At 68.8% G+C, this 21,829-nt stretch carries 22 protein-coding genes; 11 read left to right on the top strand and 11 right to left on the bottom strand.

Annotated elements, in window-relative coordinates; translation table 11 throughout:
* Positions 1 to 6 precede the first annotated feature (6 nt).
* A complete protein-coding gene (locus tag EV652_RS11615) occupies positions 7 to 822 on the bottom strand; it encodes an MBL fold metallo-hydrolase (protein WP_132209050.1) in 816 nt (271 codons plus the stop codon).
* 332 nt (positions 823 to 1,154) lie between these two features.
* Between EV652_RS11615 and sdhC the strand changes: the two genes are divergently transcribed.
* The 4 genes from sdhC to EV652_RS11595 are packed head-to-tail and all read left to right on the top strand — an operon-like array spanning position 1,155 to position 4,464.
* Positions 1,155 to 1,532 carry a succinate dehydrogenase, cytochrome b556 subunit gene (gene sdhC, locus EV652_RS11610; RefSeq protein WP_132209049.1) on the top strand — a complete coding sequence of 126 codons (378 nt, stop codon included), beginning with the start codon at positions 1,155 to 1,157 and terminating at the stop codon, positions 1,530 to 1,532.
* 1 nt (position 1,533) lies between these two features.
* Positions 1,534 to 1,992 (top strand): succinate dehydrogenase hydrophobic membrane anchor subunit, encoded by a 459-nt coding sequence (locus EV652_RS11605; RefSeq protein ID WP_132209048.1) that lies wholly within the window; start codon positions 1,534 to 1,536, stop codon positions 1,990 to 1,992.
* Between the two features lie 13 nt (positions 1,993 to 2,005).
* Positions 2,006 to 3,760 (top strand): succinate dehydrogenase flavoprotein subunit, encoded by a 1,755-nt coding sequence (gene sdhA / locus EV652_RS11600; RefSeq protein ID WP_132209047.1) that lies wholly within the window; start codon positions 2,006 to 2,008, stop codon positions 3,758 to 3,760.
* On the top strand, positions 3,760 to 4,464 hold the full coding sequence (locus EV652_RS11595) for a succinate dehydrogenase iron-sulfur subunit (protein WP_132209046.1): 705 nt from the start codon (positions 3,760 to 3,762) through the stop codon (positions 4,462 to 4,464). Before sdhA ends, EV652_RS11595 begins: the two co-directional genes overlap by 1 nt.
* 15 nt (positions 4,465 to 4,479) lie before the next feature.
* Here the strand turns inward: EV652_RS11595 and EV652_RS11590 are convergent, their stop codons facing one another.
* Positions 4,480 to 5,640, bottom strand: coding sequence for a CdaR family transcriptional regulator (locus tag EV652_RS11590; protein ID WP_132209045.1), 1,161 nt, complete (start codon positions 5,638 to 5,640; stop codon positions 4,480 to 4,482).
* A gap of 150 nt (positions 5,641 to 5,790) precedes the next feature.
* On the opposite strand from EV652_RS11590, the gene EV652_RS11585 reads away from it, so the two are divergent.
* Genes EV652_RS11585 through EV652_RS11570 form a run of 4 tightly spaced genes read left to right on the top strand, consistent with a single transcriptional unit; the run spans position 5,791 to position 9,516 of the window.
* On the top strand, positions 5,791 to 6,726 hold the full coding sequence (locus EV652_RS11585; RefSeq protein WP_132209044.1) for a substrate-binding periplasmic protein: 936 nt from the start codon (positions 5,791 to 5,793) through the stop codon (positions 6,724 to 6,726).
* 9 nt (positions 6,727 to 6,735) lie between these two features.
* On the top strand, positions 6,736 to 7,479 hold the full coding sequence (locus tag EV652_RS11580; RefSeq protein WP_132209043.1) for an amino acid ABC transporter permease: 744 nt from the start codon (positions 6,736 to 6,738) through the stop codon (positions 7,477 to 7,479).
* Positions 7,476 to 8,252 (top strand): amino acid ABC transporter ATP-binding protein, encoded by a 777-nt coding sequence (locus EV652_RS11575; RefSeq protein ID WP_132209042.1) that lies wholly within the window; start codon positions 7,476 to 7,478, stop codon positions 8,250 to 8,252. Before EV652_RS11580 ends, EV652_RS11575 begins: the two co-directional genes overlap by 4 nt.
* 7 nt (positions 8,253 to 8,259) lie before the next feature.
* Positions 8,260 to 9,516 (top strand): NAD(P)/FAD-dependent oxidoreductase, encoded by a 1,257-nt coding sequence (locus tag EV652_RS11570; RefSeq protein ID WP_132209041.1) that lies wholly within the window; start codon positions 8,260 to 8,262, stop codon positions 9,514 to 9,516.
* On the opposite strand, the gene EV652_RS11565 is transcribed toward EV652_RS11570, so the two are convergent.
* Positions 9,491 to 9,922 (bottom strand): DUF2000 domain-containing protein, encoded by a 432-nt coding sequence (locus tag EV652_RS11565; RefSeq protein WP_132209040.1) that lies wholly within the window; start codon positions 9,920 to 9,922, stop codon positions 9,491 to 9,493. The genes EV652_RS11570 and EV652_RS11565 overlap by 26 nt on opposite strands.
* Before the next feature lie 152 nt (positions 9,923 to 10,074).
* Here EV652_RS11565 and EV652_RS11560 point away from each other — a divergent pair, with 152 nt between their 5' ends.
* Positions 10,075 to 10,482: a YciI family protein gene (locus tag EV652_RS11560; RefSeq protein ID WP_132209039.1), complete on the top strand. Its 408-nt coding sequence runs from the start codon at positions 10,075 to 10,077 to the stop codon at positions 10,480 to 10,482.
* 8 nt (positions 10,483 to 10,490) lie between these two features.
* Entirely contained in the window at positions 10,491 to 11,636 is a 1,146-nt protein-coding gene (locus EV652_RS11555) for an RNA polymerase sigma factor (RefSeq protein ID WP_132209179.1), read from the top strand.
* A 53-nt stretch (positions 11,637 to 11,689) separates the two neighbouring features.
* Here EV652_RS11555 and EV652_RS11550 read toward each other — a convergent pair whose 3' ends face one another.
* Complete coding sequence (locus EV652_RS11550) at positions 11,690 to 12,520, bottom strand: M55 family metallopeptidase (RefSeq protein ID WP_132209038.1); 831 nt, start codon at positions 12,518 to 12,520, stop codon at positions 11,690 to 11,692.
* A 24-nt stretch (positions 12,521 to 12,544) separates the two neighbouring features.
* Between EV652_RS11550 and EV652_RS11545 the strand changes: the two genes are divergently transcribed.
* Complete coding sequence (locus EV652_RS11545) at positions 12,545 to 13,336, top strand: helix-turn-helix transcriptional regulator (protein ID WP_242001694.1); 792 nt, start codon at positions 12,545 to 12,547, stop codon at positions 13,334 to 13,336.
* Here the strand turns inward: EV652_RS11545 and EV652_RS11540 are convergent.
* The 7 genes from EV652_RS11540 to EV652_RS11510 all read right to left on the bottom strand — a co-directional run bounded on the left by EV652_RS11540 (position 13,326) and on the right by EV652_RS11510 (position 21,721).
* Positions 13,326 to 13,571, bottom strand: coding sequence for an SCO4848 family membrane protein (locus EV652_RS11540; RefSeq protein ID WP_132209036.1), 246 nt, complete (start codon positions 13,569 to 13,571; stop codon positions 13,326 to 13,328). The genes EV652_RS11545 and EV652_RS11540 overlap by 11 nt on opposite strands.
* A 221-nt stretch (positions 13,572 to 13,792) precedes the next feature.
* Positions 13,793 to 16,549 carry an AAA family ATPase gene (locus EV652_RS11535; protein WP_132209035.1) on the bottom strand — a complete coding sequence of 919 codons (2,757 nt, stop codon included), beginning with the start codon at positions 16,547 to 16,549 and terminating at the stop codon, positions 13,793 to 13,795.
* Between the two features lie 258 nt (positions 16,550 to 16,807).
* Entirely contained in the window at positions 16,808 to 17,527 is a 720-nt protein-coding gene (locus tag EV652_RS11530; protein ID WP_132209034.1) for a FadR/GntR family transcriptional regulator, read from the bottom strand.
* Positions 17,528 to 17,536: 9 nt separating this feature from the next.
* Positions 17,537 to 18,313: a 3-oxoacyl-ACP reductase gene (locus tag EV652_RS11525; protein WP_132209033.1), complete on the bottom strand. Its 777-nt coding sequence runs from the start codon at positions 18,311 to 18,313 to the stop codon at positions 17,537 to 17,539.
* Positions 18,314 to 19,666, bottom strand: a complete 1,353-nt coding sequence (locus EV652_RS11520) for an aldehyde dehydrogenase family protein (RefSeq protein ID WP_132209032.1) — start codon at positions 19,664 to 19,666, stop codon at positions 18,314 to 18,316.
* Positions 19,663 to 20,376, bottom strand: a complete 714-nt coding sequence (locus EV652_RS11515; protein ID WP_132209031.1) for a gamma-glutamyl-gamma-aminobutyrate hydrolase family protein — start codon at positions 20,374 to 20,376, stop codon at positions 19,663 to 19,665. Before EV652_RS11515 ends, EV652_RS11520 begins: the two co-directional genes overlap by 4 nt.
* Positions 20,357 to 21,721, bottom strand: coding sequence for a glutamine synthetase family protein (locus tag EV652_RS11510; RefSeq protein ID WP_132209030.1), 1,365 nt, complete (start codon positions 21,719 to 21,721; stop codon positions 20,357 to 20,359). The genes EV652_RS11515 and EV652_RS11510 overlap by 20 nt, the downstream gene beginning before the upstream one ends.
* Positions 21,722 to 21,829 lie beyond the last annotated feature (108 nt).

Genomic DNA, 21,829 nt, shown 5'->3' with positions numbered 1-21,829 from the left:
ACCCGCTCAGGTCAGGTGGTCGTAGTCGCCCCGGACCCAGGCGGCGTGGCGGTCGGCGGAGCGGCGGACGATGGCTTTGGCGTCGACCGGGATCACCGAGCCGAAGTTGTTGTAGAGGCGGTCGTAGTCGAAGACGTCGAGGGAACGGGCGACCCGGTCGACCACGGCGCCGGACAGCGGGATGCGGTTCGGGTAGCTGCGCATGAAGCTGACCGAGGTGCGGTCCGGGTTGGCGAAGACGGTGTCGCCGGACAGGATCACACCCTTGCCGTCGGCACCATCGGCCCAGTGGATGATCGCGCTGCCAGGGAAATGGCCGCCGGGCTGGATCACGGTGATTCCCGGCAGCGGGGTGAGTTTGCCCGACCAGGTCTCGATCACCGGGTCCCGCCGGGCGACCCACTCGGCATCCGCCTCGGACACGTACACCGGTACGTCGCCGAGCCGGTGACTCCACTCGACCTGGACGCCGTACATGTGCGGATGGCTGGCGATGATCCCGACCACGCCGCCGAGTTCGCGCACCCGCCGTACGGCGGCGTCGTCGACGAACCCGATCGGGTCCCAGAGCAGGTTGCCGTCGGAGGTCCGGACCAGCATCGACTGCTGGCCGATCCCGGCCGGCGGTTTCGACGTGACGCCGTACAGGTCCGGCTCGACCTCCTCGATCACCACCTCGGTCCCGGCCGCGGCCAACTCGTCGAGTGTGGTCCAGTGCTGACCGTCGGCGGGCACCCACTGGCGTTCGTCGGCGCAGATCGCGCACACCTCGACCTGCTCGGAGTGCTCGACCGCACAGGTCGCACAGATCCAGAAACTCACCGTGTTCTCCCCTCAGTGTGACCCGGGCGACATCCCGGGTCGATGCGGCAGTCTCGAACGTCAAGCTCGGTTGAAGTCAACAGGCTCGCGACGCACCCGTCGAGGGCCATTGCGCACTGTGCCCGACGGGCCACTTGGGAGAGCGATGTCACACCTGTCAGGACAAAATGGGCCGACCGGCAGGACTAGCATCGAAGCGGCCTGGTTTTCGCCGGGCCGAGCCGATCGCGGCCGCCCCCTGGGAAACCGAGCGGGCCGAGTCAGCGCTGTGCCAGCTTCGGGCGTGCCGCGTGCACCGGCTCTCGGTCTGTGAGTCCGATCGGAGGATCGGTTTGCCCAGCAAACCAGCCGGCACGCTGTACCGCGGCCGGGAGGGCATGTGGTCGTGGGTCGCGCACCGGATCACCGGGGTGGGGATCTTCTTCTTCCTCCTGGTGCACGTGCTGGACACCGCGCTGGTCCGGGTGTCTCCGGAGGCCTACAACGAGGTCATCGGCACCTACAAGAACCCGATCGTCGGCCTGCTCGAGGTCGGCCTGGTCGGGGCGATCCTGTTCCACGCGTTCAACGGCATCCGGCTGATCCTGGTGGACTTCTGGGCCCGCGGCCCGCGCTACCAGCGGCAGCTGATGATCGGCGTCGGCGTCGTCTGGATCGTGTTGTTCGTGCCGTTCGTGATCCGGCACCTCTCACATGTCTTCGGAGGCTGAGATGTCGGAGATCGCAGTCCCCCGGTCCAGCTCCCGCTCCCGCTCGCTGAAGGGCGGCGGCCGGAACCGGTCCGGTCAGACCAACTTCGAGCTCTACAGCTGGCTGTTCATGCGGCTGTCCGGGCTCGCCCTCGTCGTCCTGGTGCTCGGCCACCTGTTCGTGAACCTGATGCTCGGCGACGGGATCAACGCGCTGGACTTCGGTTTCGTGGCCGGCAAGTGGGCCAACCCGCTGTGGCAGGTCTGGGACCTGCTGATGCTGTGGCTGGCGATGCTGCACGGCACCAACGGCCTGCGCACGATCATCAACGACTACGCCGAGAAGGATCAGACCCGGTTCTGGCTGAAGTCCCTGCTGATCACCGCGTCGCTCGTGATCGTCGTACTCGGCACCCTGGTGATCTTCACCTTCGACCCCTGCCTGGACCCCAGCAGCACGCTGACGGTCTGCAACAAGTAAGGACAGTTCTCAGATGCAACGGCATCAGTACGACGTGGTGATCGTCGGCGCCGGTGGGGCCGGGATGCGGGCCGCGCTGGAGTCCAGCAAGCGGACCCGGACCGCTGTCCTCACCAAGCTCTACCCGACCCGGTCGCACACCGGCGCGGCCCAGGGCGGCATGTGCGCCGCACTGGCGAACGTCGAGGAGGACAACTGGGAGTGGCACACCTTCGACACGGTCAAGGGTGGTGACTTCCTGGTCGACCAGGACGCGGCCGAGGTGATGTGCCGCGAGGCTGTCGACGCGGTCCTCGACCTGGAGAAGATGGGCCTGCCGTTCAACCGGACCGCCGAGGGCAAGATCGATCAGCGGTTCTTCGGCGGCCACACCCGCAACCACGGTGAGGCCGTCGTCCGACGTTCCTGCTTCGCGGCCGACCGGACCGGCCACATGATCCTGCAGACGCTGTACCAGCAGTGCATCAAGCAGAACGTCGAGTTCTTCAACGAGTTCTACGTGCTCGACCTGCTGATGGTGAACGGCCGCTCCACCGGTGTCGTCGCCTACGAGCTGGCCACCGGCGAGCTGCACATCTTCTCGGCCAAGTCGGTCGTGTTCGCCTCCGGCGGGTTCGGCAAGGTATTCCGGACCACGTCCAACGCGCACACGCTCACCGGTGACGGGATGGGCATCGTCTGGCGCAAGGGCCTGCCGCTGGAGGACATGGAGTTCTTCCAGTTCCACCCGACCGGCCTGGCGGGTCTCGGCGTCCTGCTGTCCGAGGCGGCCCGCGGCGAGGGCGGGATCCTGCGGAACAAGGACAACGAGCGCTTCATGGAGCGGTACGCGCCGACCGTGAAGGACCTGGCGCCGCGCGACATGGTCGCCCGGGCGATGGCGAACGAGGTCCGCGAAGGGCGCGGCTGCGGCCCGGACGGCGCCTACGTGATGCTCGACCTGACGCACCTGGAGCCGGCCCACATCGACGCGAAGCTGCCGGACATCACCGAGTTCGCCCGGACGTATCTCGGCGTGGAGCCGTACACCGAGCAGATCCCGGTGTTCCCGACCGCGCACTACGCCATGGGCGGCATCCCTACCAACATCAAGGGCGAGGCGCTGGCCAACAACGACGACGTCATCCCCGGCCTCTACGCCGCGGGCGAGGTCGCCTGCGTGTCCGTGCACGGCGCGAACCGGCTGGGCACGAACTCGCTGCTCGACATCAACGTGTTCGGCCGGCGGGCCGGGATCGCTGCGGCCGACTACGCGGCGACCGCGGCCTTCGAGGACCTGCCGGACGCCCCGGAGACGTACGTCGTCGACCTGGTCGAGGGCCTGCGCAACTCCACCGGCGGGGAGCGGATCGCGGCGATCCGGGCCGACCTGCAGGCCACGATGGACCTGAACGCGCAGGTGTACCGGACCGAGGGTTCGCTGAAGCAGGCGCTGGTCGACATCGAGCACCTGAAGGAACGCTTCGCCAACGTCGCGGTCCAGGACAAGGGCAAGCGGTTCAACACCGACCTGCTCGAGGCGGTCGAGCTCGGCTTCCTGATCGACCTGGCCGAGGTGCTGGTGGTGTCCGCGCTGGCCCGCAAGGAGTCCCGCGGCGGGCACTTCCGGGAGGACTACGACAAGCGCGACGACGTCAACTTCATGCGGCACACGATGGCGTACCGGGATATCTCAGTTGCTGAAGACGGTAAGGAAATTGTGAACATCCGGCTGGACTACAAGCCGGTCGTGCAGACCCGCTACAAGCCGATGGAGCGCAAGTACTGATGGACGTCAAGGTCAAGATCCTGCGGTACAACCCGGAGGTCGTCGACGAGGCCGAGTGGAAGACCTACTCGGTCAGCCTGCAGCCGACCGACCGGGTGCTGGACGCGCTGCACAAGATCAAGTGGGACCAGGACGGCACGCTGACCTTCCGCCGGTCCTGCGCGCACGGCGTCTGCGGCTCCGACGCGATGCGGATCAACGGCCGCAACCGGCTGGCCTGCAAGACGCTGATCAAGGACCTGAACCCGGAGAAGGAGATCACCGTCGAGCCGATCAAGGGCCTGCCGGTGCTCAAGGACCTGGTCGTCGACATGGAGCCGTTCTTCGACGCGTACCGCGCGGTGATGCCGTTCCTGGTCACCAGCGGCCACGAGCCGACCCGGGAGCGGATCCAGTCCCAGGCCGACCGGGACCGGTTCGACGACACCACCAAGTGCATCCTGTGCGCCGCGTGTACGACGTCCTGCCCGGTCTTCTGGTCCGACGGCCAGTACTTCGGCCCGCAGGCGATCGTCGGCGCGCACCGGTTCATCTTCGACAGCCGCGACGAGGGCACCGAGCAGCGGCTGGAGATCCTGAACGACAAGGAAGGCGTCTGGCGCTGCCGGACCACCTTCAACTGCACCGACGCCTGCCCGCGCGGTATCGAGGTCACCAAGGCGATCCAGGAAGTGAAGCGAGCCCTGATCTTCCGCCGTGTCTGACCAAAGGACGCCTCGTTAGGGGTTGTCCAGTTGGGAGGCTAGGCAGGCGAGGTAGATGGTGAGGGTGCCGCGGTGGTCGCGCCAAGGGTGGCCGGTGAGGCGTTCGACCTTCTCCAAGCGGTAGATGAGGGTGTTGCGGTGGATGTGCAGGGCCTCTGCGGTTCGCACCAGGTTGAAGCCGCTCTCGCACCAGGCGATCAGGGTCGCGCGGAGCTCCGGCCAGTCGGGGTGGGTCGCGAGGTCACCGGCAACGAGTGCGATCAGTCGGGCGCGGGCGCGGTGGCCTACCGCCGCGAGCACCTGATGCCCGCGCAGGTCGTCGATCACGCAAGCTGACTGTCCTTTGCCCAGGCGGAGTGCATCACCGGCGTCGGCGTACGCCTCCCGGAGTGCGACGATCCCTCGCGCCGCTCCGCCTACGCCGGCGCGTGATGCGAACCCGTGCTCCGCAGCGATCGTGCGTACGGCGAGCTGGGCCAACTGCTGCCGGTCGTCGGCGCCGGTACCACGCCTGAGCGACGGGAGTACGGCGAATCGGCCGGCGGTCATCGCCGCCACCAGATCAGCCGCACCAAACGTCTGACGCAGGGTCCGGAGCACCTCCGGCCGCAGCGTAGCGACATCCGGGAGGCCGCCATTGCCGGTCCCAGCCGGCACCGGCTCGTCCACGTCGACGATCACCACCGTGCGCGGGACGGTCAGGTCGAAGCCGAGCTCCTTCGCCCGCGCGACCAGGAAGGCCGGGTCGACCACGTCGGCGTCGAACGAGCCGATATCGCGGACGAGTTCCTCGAGCGCCCGTTCCCGCAGCAGCCGCGAGCGGAGCTCGACCGACTCCTGCAGCAGGATCTCGGTCTGCCGCCGGACCACCAGGCCGAATCGGCGGACCTGCCGCGGCGACCCGGTGATGCCGACCGTCCCGACCGCTTCGCCGTCGATCACGATCGGCAACGTCATCCCGGGCTTCACCCCGCGCAAGCGCTGCGCCTCGGCCGCCGTGTGCCAGGCAGCCTGCTGCGACGCCACAACGTCGACCGACGCCTCATGGAAGCTGCCCAGCCGGCCGGTGTCACCGCTGCCGATGACGATGCCGTGTTCGTCGGTGATGAGCACGTTGTAGCCGATCACCTCGGAGGTGTCCCGGGCGATCTGCTGGGCGAGCGAGGCCGAGAGCATGGCGCTCCCCTCTGAGGACGACTGTACGAAGCGTACGACGGCAGGCCCTATTTGGCACCGAATCACGGATCACTCGTCCAATGACTTCGCCGTACCGGCTCCCTAGCCTTGAAGAGGTCAGCCGGGGGCCCGCCGCCAGGAAGGCACGCGATGTCGAACTCTCCTCTCGCCCGGATCCCACGGGCTGCTCATCTACTCGCCGCATTCGCCCTCGGGCTTGGCTCCCTGACCGCGTGCGGCGGCGAGTCCAACGAACCGGTCTCCGAGGCCGCAGCGGCACTCGGCACGATCGAGCCCGGCGTCCTCAAGGTCGCCATCCAGCCGTACGCGCCGTACACGTCGATGGTGGGCGACAAGATGTCCGGGCTGGATGCCGACATCCTCAACGCCGTGGCCGGGAAACTCGGTCTCACCGTGAAGCCCGAGCTGACCGACTTCGCCGGGATGCTGGCGAACGTCCAGTCCCGCCGCGTCGACATCACCATCGGCGGTGTCGCCTGGACGGCCGAGCGGCAGAAGCAAGGGCTGTTCACCGATCCGCCGTACTACTCGCCACCCGCGATGGCCGTCCGCGCCGGCGAGCACTACCAGACCGTGAACGACCTGCAGGGCAAGGATCTCGGCACCGTCGAGGGCTACGTCTGGGTCAAGTCGATCCAGGCCGTCCCCGGCGCCAAGCTGCACGCCTACCCGGACGGCAACGGGGTCTTCGACGACCTCGGAGCCGGTCGCATCAACGTCGGCTTCCTGGATCCACTGCTGGTGCTCGCGGCCCAGAAGGAACGGCCGGAGCTGAAGGTCGAGACGCAGTACCTCACCCCGCCGTCCGACGCGGAGGTCAAGGCACGTCCGCAGTACGAGTACTTCCGCCCGTACATGACCAGCTTCTACCTGCCCAAGCAGGCGACCGCGCTGGAGAAGGCGATCTCGGAGCAGATCCGGGCGATGTACGCCAGCGGTGAACTGACCAAGCTGATCGAGAAGTACGGCGGTGCGCCCGACCAGTTCCTCAAGCCGTCGCCGGAGATCGCCGGCACCCGCCGCGGTGTCGACCGAACCGCGGACTGGCAGCCGCCGACCATCTAAGGACTCCTGATGCTGACACAACTCTTCGAGGTGCCCTGGTCGGACTACTCACCCGCTCTGCTCGACGGACTCGGACGGACGGTCGCCTACACGGTCGCGAGCTTCACCGGCGCCGCGGTGCTCGGCTTGGCGCTGGCGCTGCTGCGAGTGAACCGGCATCGCGCACTGCGGGTTCCGGCCGCGGTCTACACCGAGGTGTTCAAGAACATTCCGCTGCTCGCGATCATCTTCGTCACCTACTTCGGACTGGCGTCGGCCGGCCTCAAGCTGGACGTCTTCAGCGCGGGGTGCGTGAGTCTGATCGTCTTCTACGCCGCGTATCTGTCGGAGATCTTCCGGGCCGCGATCGCCGGTGTGCACGGGGGCCAGCAGGAGGCCGCAGAGGCGCTGGGACTCGGCCGGGTCAGTACCTTCGCGTACGTCGTGTTCCCGCAGGCACTGCGGTCGGCACTGCCCGGCACCAACACGATGCTGGTCGACCTGCTCAAGTCCACCTCGTTGCTGGTCACCATTTCGGCGGCCGAGCTGATGTCCGAGGGGCGACTGATCACCTCGGCGACGTTCCGCGCACTGGAGGTCTATCTGGTGATCGCGGCCATCTACTTCGTCCTGTGCTATCCGCTCTCCCAGGGTCTGCTCTGGCTGGAGCGCCGGATCCGGGCCGGCGTACCGCTGTCACCGAAACGGCGGCGGCGACTCAAGGCTGCCCGCGCACTCCTCACCGTGTCCGACCGGGAAGGAGTATCGGCATGACCTCGGCGACCACCCGACTTCGACCGGATGTCGTCGTACGGATCGAGAACCTGAGCAAGTCCTTCGACGGTCGGCTGGTGCTCGACGGCGTCGGCCTGACCGTCCGGCACAAGAAGATCGTCGCGATCATCGGCCAGAGCGGCGGTGGGAAGACCACCTTGCTGCGCTGCCTGAACCTGCTCGAGCGACCGGACCACGGCCTCCTGGAGGTCGCCGGCGAGACCATCTTCTCCGGCGACGAGGTGCGCTGCCACGATCTGGCCAAGCTGCGGCAGTCGGTCGGCATGGTGTTCCAGCGCTTCAACCTGTTCCCCCACCTCACCGCGGTCGAGAACGTGATGCTCGCGCAACTACGAGCCGGGATTCCGGAGCAGGATGCGTTGGAACGGGCGGTCCAGCTCCTCCGCCGGGTCGGGCTCGCGCACCGCGGTGTCGCTTATCCCGAACAGATGTCGGGCGGCGAGCAGCAGCGGGTTGCGATCGCCCGGGCGCTGGCGTTGCGGCCGAAGGTCCTGCTGTTCGACGAGCCCACCTCGTCGTTGGACCCCGAGTCCACCGCGGAGGTACTGCGCGTGATGCGCGAGCTCGCCGACGACGGGATGACGATGGTGCTGGTGACCCATGAGCTCCCATTCGCGCGGGAGGTGGCCGACTGGGTCGTGTTCGTCGACGGCGGCCGGATCGTCGAGGAGGGCGAGCCCGCCGAGGTGCTGGGCAAGCCACGAGAGCTCCGGACGCGGACGTTCCTCGCGTCGTACGCGGCCGGGCAGTAGGTCGCCGATGCGCATCATCGTGATCGGCGGTGGGGTGATCGGCCTGTGGTCCGCGGTGGAACTCGCCCGGGCCGGGGCCGAGGTCACCGTGCTCGACGCGGGACCTCAGGCCGGCTTCGCCTCACCCGCGGCCGCCGGCTGGGTGGTCCCGGCGTTGTCGGCTCCGTTGTCCGGTCCCGGCGTACTGATGCACTCGGCACGGCAGGCGCTCCATCGGGAGGCGCCTTTCAGTGTCGCTCCCCGTCTCACCTCTGCGCTGCTGCGCTGGCTGGTTGGTTTCGTTCGCAGTGGTTCCGCCCGGCAGTACGCCGCGGGTCTGCGCGCCGTACTGGATCTCGGTGCCGGATGCGTGGACGACTTCGCCCGGTTGCAGGAGACTGCCGACCTGGACATGCGGCAGACCGGGCTGCTGATGGCGGCACTCACGCAGGCGGGTCTGGACGAGGTCGCGCAGCTGGCCGAGGCCACGACGGCCGCCGGCTACAAGGGTGGCTACGAAGTCCTCGACGGGCAGGCGGCACGCTCCCGCGAACCTGCACTCGGTACTGCCATCACTGGTGCTGTCCACGCTGTCGACGAGGTGCAGGTCCGGCCGGAACAGGTACTGCGTGCCTTGCGCGAGCAACTGTCCGAGGCGGGTGGGCGCCTGGTGATCGGTACGGCCAGCCGACTCGGGCCCGCTGATTCCGGTTGGCGGGTCGAGACCAATGCTGGAACCTTCGTCGCCGACCGACTGCTGGTCGCTGCAGGTGCGTGGTCGACCGAGCTGCTCGCGGTGCTCGGCGTTCGGCTTCCGTTGATGGCAGCCACGGGCTACAGCATCACCACTCCTGGCACCGGTCGCGCGCCGCAGCTCGCGGTGAAGCTGGTCGAGCCGAGTATCGCGGTCACACCCTTCGCGGACGGCGTACGCATCGCCGCGCGGTTGGACCTCGGCCGGCCCGGCGGCCCGATCCCGGAGCGACGCCTGGCCGCTGTCCTGAACCGCACCAGACCGTACTTCGCCGACTGGCGTCCCGGGCTCTCAAGCGCCACCTTCGCGGGCATGCGCCCAGCCACACCGGACAGCCTGCCGCTGATCGGGCCGATCCCCGGTCATCGCGGCCTGTACGTCGCCACCGGCCACGGCATGCTCGGCCTCACCCTTGCACCTGGGACGGCGCGGTACGTCGTACCCCTCGTACTCGACGAGGTGGGGCCGGCCGAGCTCAAGCCGTTCGCACCCGAGCGCTATCTGCTCACGGGTGCATGGCGGCGCCCTTGAGCACCTTGTCCACCGCGTTCTTCGGCCCGTACACAGCGATCCCGACCAGGTCGAGCTCCTCGGTCCGAACCGCCTTCACCGCCGCCCGGTTGTCCCGATCATTGCCGGTAGCAAACAACTCCTGGGTGAACACCGAGTGCTCGATCTCCCGCCTCAGCGCCCGCTCGTGAGCGGTTCGCATGAACTCCTTGGAGCCCTCGAACACGAGCACCGGCTGCCGGAACATCGGCAGGTACTGCTGCCCATCCGCGTCCTCGTACGCCTCCCCCACCACCTCCGGACGGGTCCCGGCAATCCCGCTCACCAGGAACGCCGTCACGTTCAGTCGCTGCCAACTCGCCAGATCGTCACGCAACAACACAGCAATCTTGGTGTCGAACCGGATCGGCTCGTTCTCGCTCTCCACACACCCCAATCTGCCGTCACCGGCGGCCGCCGGTCTTGTACGTTTCAAACGTTGCCGGAAAAGATTCGGGTGATGATGTCGAGAACCCGTGATCGGCTCCGTCCCTGCTCTGAACGCGACCAACGGGTCGCACCGCACCGAGGAGAAGCACGATGGCCAAGTACCTGCTGCTCAAGCACTACCGCGGCGCGCCGGAGGCGGTCAACGACGTCCCGATGGACCGGTGGAGCCCGGAGGAGATCTCGGCCCACATCAAGTACATGGACGACTTCGCTGCCCGGCTCGAGGAGTCCGGTGAGTTCGTCGACGGTCTGGCGCTCGCCCCCGAGGGCACGTTCGTCCGGTACGACGGCGAGGGTCGCCCGCCGGTCACCGACGGCCCGTTCGCCGAGACCAAGGACCTGATCGCCGGCTGGATGATCATCGACGTCGACAGCTACGAGCGCGCCGTCGAGCTGGCCGGGGAGCTGTCGGCCGCCCCCGGGGCGGGCGGTAAGCCGATCCACGAGTGGCTCGAGCTGCGCCCGTTCCTGGCTGCGCACCCCACCACCACGGAGTGACCGCTGCGATGGACGACGTCCTGCTCCGGAGCCTCTCGCCGAGCGTGCTCGGAATCCTCGTCCGCCGCGGAGCCGACTTCGCGGCGGCCGAGGACGCCGTACAGGACGCGCTGGTCGAGGCGGTCCGCGTCTGGCCGGCCGACCCGCCGCAGGACCCCAAGGCCTGGCTGATCACCGTGGCCTGGCGCCGGTTCCTCGACGCGACCCGGTCGGACGCCGCCCGGCGCCGGCGTGAGGACCTCGTCGACGAGGCGCCGGCGCCGGGGAGCGCACCGTCGGTGGACGACACGCTCCAGCTCTACTTCCTGTGCGCCCACCCGACGCTGACACCGTCGTCCGCGGTCGCGCTCACGCTGCGGGCGGTCGGCGGGCTGACCACCCGCCAGATCGCCCAGGCCTACCTGGTGCCCGAGGCGACCATGGCGCAGCGGATCAGCCGGGCCAAGCGGACCGTCTCCACCGTGCGGTTCGACCAGCCGGGCGACGTCGCCACCGTGCTGCGCGTGCTCTACCTGGTCTTCAACGAGGGCTACTCCGGCGACGTCGACCTCGCCGCCGAGGCCATCCGGCTCACCCGGCAGCTCGCGGCCGCGATCGATCACCCTGAGGTGGCGGGACTGCTCGCGCTCATGCTGCTGCATCACGCCCGGCGCGCCGCCCGGACCGCACCCGACGGGAGCCTGGTGCCGCTCGCCGAGCAGGACCGCGGCCTGTGGGACACCCAGTCGATCGCCGAGGGCGTCGAGATCCTGCAGGCGGCCCTCGCCCGCGACCAGCTGGGCGACTTCCAGGCCCAGGCCGCCATCGCGGCACTCCACGCCGACGCGCCTACCGCCGAGGAAACCGACTGGGTGCAGATCGTCGAGTGGTACGACGAACTGGTGCGCCTGACCGACAGCCCGATCGCCCGGCTCAACCGCGCCGTAGCCGTCGGCGAGGCCGACGGACCGCGTGCCGGCCTTGCGGCGCTCGAGGCACTGGACGACTCCCTGCCCCGCTACACCGCCGTCGCGGCGTACCTCCACGAACGCGACGGCGACCTGGAGACAGCGGCCCGCCTGTACGCCGAGGCAGCCCACAAGGCACCCAACCTCCCCGAAGTCGCCCACCTAACCCGCCAAGCCGCCCGCCTGAACGCCCACCTCCCCACCTGACGGCTCTACCACCCCAACCGCACAAGCAGTCGCCGCCGGAGGCGGTGTTCGTGTCAGCAGTACGGCGGGTTGGTGGTGACGGCTGTGGCTACGCGGAGGAAGAGGTTGAAGAGGCGGTAGAGGTGGAGCATGTCGGCCTCGACGGTGACGGTGCGGTCGTCTTGGCGGGTGACGCCTGGGATGGCGGTGAGGTGGGAGGTCACTGAGGCGGATTGCCAGCGGACGGTGAGCTGGCGGGTTGCGGTCCGGTTTGCGGGGAGGGTTGGCAGGTTCTGCAGGGCGGTGAGGGTTGTCGTTTCGATGGCTGCCTGGGCTTCGGCGACGGGGACCAGTTGGGCGGCGAAGCGGTCCTTGGCGTACTTCACCGGGACTGTGGCGACTGCGGGGTCCCATGCGGTCATTTCGGTGCAGGCGGCGTCGTCGCCGGTGAGGAGGGCGACCGGTACGCCGTAAGCGGCAGACGCGGCGTGGAAGAGGCCGATCTCGCCGGTGACCTGGTCGTCGAGCCAGATGTCCTCGATCTCGTGGCCCATGAAGCTGTGGCTGAGTACGCCGAGCACGCCGGCGCGGGCGTGGAAGCCGACGCAGAGGACGGCGTCGTGCTCGCTCGTCAGGCCCTCCATCATGCCCATCGGCTTCGGGCGGCCCTTGATCAGCGTGGCGCGTGGGTCGAGCAGGTCGGGCAGCAGGTTGCGCATCGGGCCGTGGGCGTCGTTCACCAGTACGGCGGTCGCGCCCGCGTCGTACGCACCCCGGACAGCCGCGTTCGTGTCCTCCGTCATCAGCACCCGGCCGCGCTCGTAGTCCCGGCCCGGCGGCTGGACGTCCTCCGCGTCGACCAGTCCGGTGATGCCCTCCATGTCCACGCTCACATATACCTTCACGGCAGGCAGCGTATGTTCTTTACCGTGAGCGGTGGCGCCGAGGTCAGGGCGTGGCGGCCCGGGCTGAGCGGCGTCGTCGAGGTTCTGCACGCCCACTTCCCGTCTCACGCGTACCCGAGCCACACGCACGACGCCTGGACGGTCCTGATCGTCGACGAGGGCGCAGTGCGGTACGACCTGGACCACCGGGAGCACGGGCTCGCTCAGGCGCAGGTCTCGCTGCTACCCCCGAACGTGCCGCACGACGGGCGGTCGGTCCGGCCGGAGGGCTTCCGCAAGCGGGTGCTGTACCTGGAGCCCGATCGGCTCGGCGACAACGTGATCGGGGCGGCCGTCGACCAGCCCGAGTACGTCGATCCGGTTTTGCGACACCGCATTCACCAGCTGCACGGCGTACTGCTCGACGGCAAGGAAGACCTCGAGGCGCAGAGTCGGCTCACGCTGATCGAGGAACGGCTGCGGCAACACCTGCGCCGGAACGTTGCTGATCCACCCGATCGTCGCGATCCGGGGGTGGCTTCGCGATTGCGCGACGTACTCGATGGGTCTGTGCCGGCCGGGATCACGCTGGACGACGCGGCGAAGCTCGTGCATGCGCATCCGGCGCATCTCGTCCGGGCGTTCAGCCGCGAGTACGGGATGCCGCCGCATCGGTATCTGACCGGGCGGCGGGTGGACCTGGCCCGGCGGTACCTGCTCGACGGGCACCCACCGGCGGAGGTGGCGACACTGGCAGGCTTCTACGACCAGTCACACCTCAACCGGCACTTCCGGAAGATGCTCGGGGTGACCCCGGCGACCTTCGTCAGGCGTTGACCTTCCCCGCCGAAGCCGAGGCCGAGCTGCGCGCGGCCTTTAGGGCCCGGACGCCCCACGTGCCGAGCAGGGCGGCGATCAGCAGGTTCACCACGATCAGGACCGTGTGCGCGACGTAGTACCCGGTCGGCCGGCCCTCGGTGGCGGCCAGGTTCTTGATGAAGGTCACGTAAGTGACCACGTTCCAGATCGCGATCCCGAGCAGGACCAGTGCGTGCTTGCGTTCGAGTTTCACCTGGTCATTGTCCCAAGAGGCGGCTCGTTATCCCAAAGAAATGGGGGGCGGCCGCGCCTCACTCGGCCGCCCCGGAGCGAGGGGCGAGCTCACCCGATCGACCCTTCTCCATCACGCACCGGACAGCAAGACATTCGAAGCTACCGACGGGTCACCTCAAGGGTTTCCCTGCAGACCCGTACGACGTTCAACCGAAACCGCGGCCATCCGCGGCCGGACGGTCAGCTGTGTGGGCGGTCGACCATGCGGAGGAGTTGGGTGCGGTTGGCGACACCGAAGCGGCGGTAGAGGCGGGTCAGCTGAGACTCGACCGCCTTCACGCTGAGGTAGAGGGCGGCGGCGATCTCGCGGTTGGTGGAGCCGTCGCGGACCATGGCGACGATCTGCTGCTCGTTGTCTGTGAGTTCGGAGGGCTGGCGACTGCGGCTCGGGACGTCGAGCCGGGCGAGCTCGGTCTCCGCCACCTCGCGCCAGGCCGGCGCGCCGTACGCCTCGAACTGCTCGATCGCGTCCAGGAAGGCAGTGCGTGCCACTGAGCGGCGGCGGGCCTGGCGGGCTACGCGACCGCGGGTGAGCTCGCACCGCGCCAGGTCCAACGGGTAGACGCGGTCCCCCGCCGTACTGATCGTCTTCTCCAGCAGCTCCAGCGCGGCGGACGGATCACCTTGCTTGGCGATCAGCAGGGCCTCGGAACGCGCCAGGCCGACCCGCACGACCGCACGGTCCAACGTCTCGGCGCGGGTCCGGATGTCGGTGATCAGGGACGCCGCGTCCTCCAGCCGACCGGCCGCGACCAGCGCCTCCGCGTAGTCCGCGTGCCACGGGATGACGGCCGGGTCGAACGGCATCGCCGCCTCCCCCGAGTCCGCGATCGCGTCGAACGCCTCGACCGCACGCTGCGGTTCTCCGGTCAGTACGCCGATCAGACCCAGACTCGCCAACGCCGGCCCGGTCCACTCGTCGTTTCCGACCAGGCGGACACCCTCCAGTGCCGCCTCGGCCAGTTGACGTCCCATCACCGCCGAACCGCCGACCCACTCCGCGCGGCTGGCGATGATCATGCCGACCTCAGCCTCTTCGCCGATGTCCTGCATCAACTGGTAGCACTCGTGGCCCGCGGCGAGCGCGTCCGCGCCACGGCCGCTGCGCTCGTAGATCGCGGTCGCCGAGATCAGGACGGACGCCAGCCAGCGCATCGCACCGCCGTCGCGGACCTCGTCGACCAGCGTGCTGATCGCCTTGATCGCCTCGCCGGTCCGGCCGCGGAACAGCTCCCGCATCGCCGCCATCTGCCGCGCATTCACCACGGTCTTGGTGAGCGGGAGGTCGTGCGACAGCTCAGCCGCCTCCTGCAACAACGCGTCCGCGGTCTGCTCAGCATCCCGGGCGATCTGCACCGAACTCGCCGCGCTCAACGCATCCACGACCGCCTCGATGTCACCGGACTCCCGCGCCAGCGCCTCGGCAACCCGAGCGTCCTCCTGCGCCTCGTCCAGCCGGCGATCGAAGTACTCGCTGTGGCTGCGCATGATCCGCACCCGCGCCTCAAGCCGCTTGTCCCCGACCGCGGCCTCGAACGCCTCGGCCAGCAACTCGACCCGGCGGTCGTGGTCGGGCCATGCGGCATCGACCAGCAGCAACAGCGCAGGCACCTTGGTCTCCCGCTTCGTTGCCGCCTGTACGGCGTGACGCGCCATCTCGGCCGATTCCGCGAGATGCCCGGCGGCCGCGGCGTCGTCTGCGGCCCGGGTGAGGCGGCGAGCACGCTCATCCGGCAGGCTGATCGGCGTACGTTCGGCGGCCAGCCGCCAGAGCGTCGCGGCGGCTCCGGGTGCGCCACGGCCGGCCGCGACCGCGGCGGCCTCCTCGATGGTGACGGCGAGCTCCGGGTTGGCCTCTTGGGTGGCGAGCGCGCGGTGGGTCGCGTTCTCGACCGGCTCGTCCACTACGGCGGCCAGCTGGGCGTGGGCCTGTCGACGAGCGGCTGAGGTTGCCTCGGCGTACACGAACTCGCGCAGCAACGGGTGCGTGAACCGCAGCCGCTCGGACGACACGTCGATCAGCCCGAGCGCCTCCGCCTCTGCCAGCTCGGTGTCGATCGGCCGCTCGAGGGACTGGGCGAGCTGGGTCGTGGTCGGACGTGGTGACGACGCCGCGTGCAGCAGCAGCTCGTGCGTCCCGGTGGAGAGATCGGACAGGCGGTCCCCGAGCAGTGTCTTGAGCCGACTGGACACCGGGAGTGGGTCGTTCGGCGAGACGCCTTGCGGATGCCGCAGTACGGCTCGGCCCAGCTCCAGCGCCATGAACGGATTACCGGCGCTTGCGGTGAAGATGCGGCGAGCCGTCCGCACCGGGAGCGGGCTGGAGAGGCGCTGACGCAGCAGACCGAGTACGTCGGGCTCCGTGAGGGGTGGGACCTCGAGCTGCAGCACAGGCTCCGGACACGCTTCTGCCATCACCGGGAGGTCGCCGTCGGCCACCTGCTCGGTGGCAAGCATGTGCACGCCGTCGGACAGCCTGCGGGCGCAGAACGTGAGTACTTCGAGGCTGGACGGGTCCACCCACTGGATGTCGTCCACTACGAGCAGCACCGGGCCGGTGGCGGCCAGGCGGCGTAGGACGTGCAGTACGGCGAGACGTACGGCCAACTCGTCACGGACAGTGTCGGGCGCGCTGGCCTTGAGCAGGGCGACCTCGAGGGGCTGGCGGAGGTGGTCGGGCAGGACCTGCCAGGCGAGCTCGAGCTGGTGGGAGAGGAGGTCGAGGAGGGTGACGTACGGGAGGCTGGCTTCGGACTGTGACGGGGCGGCACTGAGGACACGGCAGCCGGCCTTGGTGCGATCTGCGACGAGCGCACGGCCGAGGGCGGACTTGCCGATCCCGGTCGGGCCGTAGAGCAGCACGCTGCCGCTGGTCTCGAGCTGCTTTCGCGCACGCTCGACCAGCCCGGTGCGCCCGACCAGCTCGTCGTCAGTCATCGATCCCACATAACTCCTCGAAGGCCGCTCACTTCATTTGTTGGCCCTCGCCGATTATCACAGTCAACGACCATCCGACACGGCGAGTGTCACATGAGGAAACCGTCTCGTCACCATCCTGTCACCGGTTGCTGCCCAGATATGAGCAGTCCGAACGGCACTGTTGTGCCCCGGCACGGATTGCTCACCTTCGCTGTAGACAAAAGACAGCTCCGCAGGCGGACGACGAGTCGGCAGCAGTCTCTTGTAGTTGAAAGATCAGCTGAGGAAGGCTCGTAGCAGGGCCGCGGTCCCGGAGAGGTGTTCCTGCATGGCTCGGCGGGCCGCCTCCGGGTCGCCGGCCAGGATGGCTTCGACGATCGCTTCGTGCTGTTCGTTCGAGTGCCGGATGTTGCGTTCGAGCAGTGGAATCGCATCCAGCAGCTGGTTCAGCCGCATCCGAACGTCAGCAGTCGCCGACGTCAACGACGGAGCCCCGGTGACCTCGGCGATGGCCAGGTGCAGGCGCGAGTCGAAGCGGCGGTAGTCGGACAGCTTCGCCGCCGAGGTCTCCGCCAGGCACCGCCGCAGATGCTCCTGCTCGGCCTCACTCAACGAGCGCGAAGCCGCCGCCTCCGCAGCCCCGGTCTCCAGGGCGGCGCGCAGTACCAACGCATCGTCCAGCCCGTCGCCCAGCTCGCGGGCCAACCGCTTGGCCGGGGTACGACGTGGCTTCGGCAGCTGCTCGTTGACGAACGTGCCGCCGTACCGCCCGCGCCGGGACTCGACGTACCCGGCCTCGGTCAGGACGTGGATCGCCTCACGCAGGGTGACCCGGCTGACGTTCAGCCGGGCCGCCAGGTCGCGTTCGGACGGCAGCCGGTCACCCGGCACGACGACGCCCAGCTTGATTGCCTGCAGCAACCGCTCGACCGTCTCCTCGAACGGGTTACCCGTCCGGACCGGCCGGAACAACGCGTCGTCTGCCTGGGCAACCATGAAGACAGACTAGAGCGGTGTCACGTAGGCACCCGAGATTCCGCCGTCCACCAGGAAGGTGTTGGCGGTGATGAAGGAGGAGTCGTCGCTGGCCAGGAAGGCGACCGCGGCCGCGATCTCCTCCGGCTCGCCGAACCGGCCCATCGGGACGTGCACCAGCCGCCGCTGGGCCCGCTCCGGGTCCTTCGCGAACAGTTCGGTCAGCAGTGGCGTGTTCACCGGGCCCGGGCAGAGCGCGTTGACCCGGATCCCCTGCCGGGCGAACTCGACGCCGAGCTCGCGACTCATCGCCAGGACGCCGCCCTTCGACGCGGAGTACGAGATCTGCGAGGTGGCCGCGCCCATCACCGCCACGAACGACGCGGTGTTGATGATCGAGCCCTTGCCGTGGCGCTGCATGTAGGGGATGACGGCCTTGCAGCACAGATACACCGAGGTCAGGTTGACCTCCTGCACCTTGCGCCACGCCTCCAGCCCGGTGTCCAGGATCGAGTTGTCGTCGGGCGGTGAGATACCGGCGTTGTTGAACGCGATGTCGACGCTGCCGAACGTGTCGTACGCCTGCCGGAACAGGTTCTCCACCCCGGCCTCGTCGGTCACGTCGACCGCGACGAACAGCCCGCCGACCTCGTCCGCGGCGGCCTTGCCGGCGGCCGGGTCGAGGTCGCCGATGACGACCCTGGCCCCTTCGGCCGCGAGTCGCCGGACCGCGGCCAGGCCGATCCCGCTAGCGCCGCCGGTCACCACGGCGACCCGGCCTTCCAACCGGCTTGCCTTCACGTCCATTCAGTCCTCCGTGCTGATGAAGATGTTCTTGGTCTCGGTGAACGCGTCCAGCGCGTCCGGGCCGAGCTCGCGGCCGAGCCCGGACTGCTTGTAACCGCCGAACGGTGTCGAGTACCGCACGGACGCGTTCGAGTTGACCGACAGGTTGCCCGCCTCGACGCCGCGGCCGACCCGCAGCGCGCGGCCGACGTGACGGGTCCAGATCGACCCGGACAGCCCGTACTCGCTGTCGTTGGCGATCCGCAGCGCGTCCGCCTCGTCCTCGAACGGGATGACGGCGACGACCGGACCGAAGATCTCCTCCCGCATCGCCCGCGCGTCGGCCGCGACCGGCGCCAGCACGGTCGGCGGGAACCAGAATCCGGGCCCCTGAGGCGCCGTCCCTTGGAACGCGGGATTCTCGACGTACGACGCGACGGTCTCCAACTGACCCGCCGAGATCAGCGGCCCCATGTCGGACGAAGGATCACTGGGATCTCCGACGCGAAAGGACTTCACCGCCGGCTCGAGCAGCTCCATGAACCGGTCGTACGCCGACCGCTCGACCAGGATCCGCGACCGCGCGCAGCAGTCCTGCCCCGCGTTGTCGAAGACGCCGTACGGCGCCTGGGCCGCGGCCTTCTCCACATCCGCGTCGGCGAACACGATGTTGGCCGACTTCCCGCCGAGCTCGAGGGTCACCCGCTTCACCTGCTCGGCGCACCCGGCCATGATCTGCTTGCCGACCGCGGTCGATCCGGTGAAGACCACCTTGCGTACGGCGGGATGCGTGACGAACCGGTGCCCGACGATCGAGCCCTTCCCTGGCACGACCTCGAACACCCCCGGCGGCAACCCGGCCTCCAGCGCCAGCTCACCGAGGCGGATCGCGGTCAGCGGCGTCAGCTCGGCCGGCTTCAGTACGACGGTGTTGCCCGCGGCCAGTGCGGGAGCGAAACCCCAGCCGGCGATCGGCATCGGGAAGTTCCACGGCACGATCACACCGACCACGCCGAGCGGTTCCTGGAAGGTCACATCGATGCCACCGGCCACCGGAATCTGCTTGCCGAACAGGCGTTCCGGCGCGGCCGAGTAGTAGTTCAGCACGTCGCGGACGTTGCCGGCCTCCCAGCGGGCGTTGCCGATGGTGTGCCCGGCGTTCTCGACCTCCAGCGCCGCGAGGTTCTCGAGGTCGGCGTCGACCGCGTCGGCGAACCGGCGCAGCAACCGGCCGCGATCCGCCGGCGCCACATCTCGCCACGTGTCGAAGGCCTGAGCGGCCCGGGCGATCGCGGCGTCCGCGTCCTGCTCGGTGGCCAGGGAGATCGTCCGGACGACCTTCTCGGTGGCCGGGTTGATCACGTCGTGCATCATGCTGTGCTCCTGGATGCTGCGATCAGTGCGGTGAACAGCCGCAGGTCGTCGGGGTTCTCCTCCGGGTGCCACTGCACGCCGAGGGCGAAGTCGTGGCCCTCCACTTCGGCCGCCTCCACGGTCCCGTCCCCGGCGCGGGCGGTCACCCGCAGACCCGGTGCGACAGCGTCGAGTGCCTGGTGGTGATAGCAGCGCACACTCGCGCGTTCGCCGAACAGGCGACCGGTGAGCGTGTCCGGTTCGACCTTGACCTCGGTGGTGCCGAAGATCGCGGGCGACGGCCGGTGCTCGTCATGCGCGACCACGTCGGGCAGATGTTGTTGCAGCGTCCCGCCGAGGGTGACGTTGAGCATCTGCAGGCCGCGGCAGATCGCGAGCAGCGGGAGATCCCGGTCGAGCGCCGCCCGGATCAGGATCTTCTCGTGCTCGTCCCGCCCGGGCCTGGTGTCGACCGTCTCCGGGTGCGGCGCGGCGTCGTACGTCGACGGATCCACATCGCACCCGCCGGCGATGATCAGGCCGTCGAGCACGTCGAGGATCGTCGGGTCGGTGCCGACCGGGGGCAGCAGCAGCGGCACCCCTCCGGCCGCGACCACCGCATCGAGATAGACGCGCGGCAGCAGCGAGGCGTCACGCTCCCAGACACCCCAGATCGTCGGCTCGAGGTACGTCGTAATGCCGATGCGGGGCCTAGAGGCGCTCGAAACCACGGATCCGCTCCCAGTCGGTGACGACGGCGTCGTACGCGTCGAGCTCGACCCGCGCGGCGTTGGCGTAGTGGTCGACCATCTCGTCGCCGAACGCCTGGCGGGCGATCTTCGAGCCGGTGAACAGCGCGGCCGCCTCGCGCAACGTGGTCGGCACGTGCTGCTTGTCGGACTCGTACGCGTTGCCCTCGAGCAGCGGCTCGAGCTCCAGCTCGTTGTCGATGCCATGAAGGCCGGAGGCGATGATCGCAGCGACGGCGAGATAGGGGTTCACGTCGCCGCCGGGCAGGCGGTTCTCGACACGCAGGGATTCGCCGTGGCCGACGACGCGGAGCGAGCAGGTGCGGTTGTCCAGACCCCAGGCGATCGCGGTCGGCGCGAAGCTGCCGCGGACGAAACGCTTGTAGGAGTTGATGTTCGGGGCGAGCAGGTAGGTGAAGTCCGACAGACAGGCGAGCTGACCGGCGATGAACCGCTCCATCAGCTCGGAGAACCCGTGGTCGCGATCACCCGCCAGGACGGCGTCACCGTCGGTGGACCGGAAGCTCAGGTGGATGTGACACGAGTTGCCTTCGCGCTCGTCGTACTTGGCCATGAAGGTCAGACTCTTGCCGTGCTTCGAGGCGATCTCCTTCGCACCCGTCTTGTAGATCGAGTGGTTGTCACAAGTGGCGAGCGCCTCGTCGTACCGGAACGCGATCTCGTGCTGGCCGAGGTTGCACTCGCCCTTGGCCGACTCGACGTACAGGCCGGCGCCGGTCATCGAGTTGCGGATGTCGCGCAGCAGCGGCTCGATCCGCGCGGTGCCCAGCAGCGAGTAGTCGACGTTGTACTGGTTGGCCGGAGTGAGGTCGCGGTAGTGCTTGTCCCAGGCCGACTCGAAGGTGTCGTCGAAGACGATGAACTCCAGCTCGGTGCCGACGTACGCCTTCATGCCGCGCTCGGCCAGCCGCTCCAGCTGCGCCTTCAGGATCTGCCGCGGTGACGCGGGCATCGGGCTGCCGTCGAGCCACTGGACGTCGCAGAGCACCATCGCCGTCCCCTCGAGCCAGGGAACCAGGCGCAAGGTGTCGAGATCCGGCGCCATCAGCAGGTCGCCGTAGCCACGCGCCCAGGACGACATGTCGTAGCCCTCGACGGTGTTCATGTCGACGTCGACCGCGAGCAGGTAGTTGCAGCCCTCGGTGCCGTGCGCGAGCACCTCCTCCACGAAGTACCTCGCGCCACAACGCTTGCCCTGGAGCCGGCCCTGCATGTCGGTGATCGCGACCAGCACGGTGTCGATCTGCCCGGCCGCGACCAGATCTCGGAGGGCCTGCTCGGTCAGCTTGCCGGTGTTCGAGGCCACGGTCGCTCCCGGAGGGTCGGTCGGACTGGACGGATCGCAGAATTCTATTGGTCTGCAACCTGTCCATTGACGCAAGTGTCGCGGCGGATGTCAATCCGGCCCTGCCTG

Origin of the sequence: Kribbella steppae (genome assembly GCF_004342025.1) — a bacterium.
GTDB lineage: Bacteria > Actinomycetota > Actinomycetes > Propionibacteriales > Kribbellaceae > Kribbella > Kribbella steppae.
The sequence above is the reverse complement of the archived record's forward strand: the minus strand, read 5'-3'. Positions and strand labels throughout refer to the sequence as shown.

What these genes read in the sequence shown, in the direction of transcription:
- EV652_RS11605 (WP_132209048.1), top strand. Translation starts at nt 1,534, where the DNA reads ATGTCGGAGATCGCAGTCCCCCGGTCCAGCTCCCGCTCCCGCTCGCTG.
- sdhA (WP_132209047.1), top strand. Translation starts at nt 2,006, where the DNA reads ATGCAACGGCATCAGTACGACGTGGTGATCGTCGGCGCCGGTGGGGCC.
- EV652_RS11595 (WP_132209046.1), top strand. Translation starts at nt 3,760, where the DNA reads ATGGACGTCAAGGTCAAGATCCTGCGGTACAACCCGGAGGTCGTCGAC.
- EV652_RS11590 (WP_132209045.1), bottom strand. Translation starts at nt 5,640, where the DNA reads ATGCTCTCGGCCTCGCTCGCCCAGCAGATCGCCCGGGACACCTCCGAG.
- EV652_RS11585 (WP_132209044.1), top strand. Translation starts at nt 5,791, where the DNA reads ATGTCGAACTCTCCTCTCGCCCGGATCCCACGGGCTGCTCATCTACTC.
- EV652_RS11580 (WP_132209043.1), top strand. Translation starts at nt 6,736, where the DNA reads ATGCTGACACAACTCTTCGAGGTGCCCTGGTCGGACTACTCACCCGCT.
- EV652_RS11575 (WP_132209042.1), top strand. Translation starts at nt 7,476, where the DNA reads ATGACCTCGGCGACCACCCGACTTCGACCGGATGTCGTCGTACGGATC.
- EV652_RS11570 (WP_132209041.1), top strand. Translation starts at nt 8,260, where the DNA reads ATGCGCATCATCGTGATCGGCGGTGGGGTGATCGGCCTGTGGTCCGCG.
- EV652_RS11560 (WP_132209039.1), top strand. Translation starts at nt 10,075, where the DNA reads ATGGCCAAGTACCTGCTGCTCAAGCACTACCGCGGCGCGCCGGAGGCG.
- EV652_RS11555 (WP_132209179.1), top strand. Translation starts at nt 10,491, where the DNA reads ATGGACGACGTCCTGCTCCGGAGCCTCTCGCCGAGCGTGCTCGGAATC.
- EV652_RS11535 (WP_132209035.1), bottom strand. Translation starts at nt 16,549, where the DNA reads ATGACTGACGACGAGCTGGTCGGGCGCACCGGGCTGGTCGAGCGTGCG.
- EV652_RS11530 (WP_132209034.1), bottom strand. Translation starts at nt 17,527, where the DNA reads ATGGTTGCCCAGGCAGACGACGCGTTGTTCCGGCCGGTCCGGACGGGT.
- EV652_RS11525 (WP_132209033.1), bottom strand. Translation starts at nt 18,313, where the DNA reads ATGGACGTGAAGGCAAGCCGGTTGGAAGGCCGGGTCGCCGTGGTGACC.
- EV652_RS11520 (WP_132209032.1), bottom strand. Translation starts at nt 19,666, where the DNA reads ATGATGCACGACGTGATCAACCCGGCCACCGAGAAGGTCGTCCGGACG.